Genomic DNA, 306 nt, shown 5'->3' with positions numbered 1-306 from the left:
ACGTAGCCGCCGGTACCGATGATACCGACGCCGTCAACTACAGCCAGCTGAAACAGCAAAGCGCCGCCGCCCGTACCGAAGTTGCCGCCGGCACCAACATCAAAGACGTGGTGAAAACGACCGGCGCCAACGGCCAAGACGTTTACACCGTCAACGCCAAAGGCACGACCGCGAGCGCAGGTTCCGACAAAGTGACCGTCACTGCTTCAGCAGCAGACGCGAACAACGTGACCGACTACAGCATCGACTTGGCGCAAGACACCAAAGACGACATCCAAAAAGGTGTGGATGCCAAAACCACCGTTG

The 306-nt window shown here is 58.5% G+C and carries 1 protein-coding gene; it reads left to right on the top strand.

The genetic code is table 11. The features are described from left to right. Positions 1 to 306: hypothetical protein (locus HMPREF2661_RS00005; protein WP_210400048.1), on the top strand; the 306-nt coding region annotated here is incomplete at both ends.

Source organism: Neisseria sp. HMSC061B04 (assembly GCF_001836705.1).
GTDB lineage: Bacteria > Pseudomonadota > Gammaproteobacteria > Burkholderiales > Neisseriaceae > Neisseria.
Note: the sequence above shows the minus strand (reverse complement) of the source record. Positions and strands in the feature narration are given on the sequence as shown.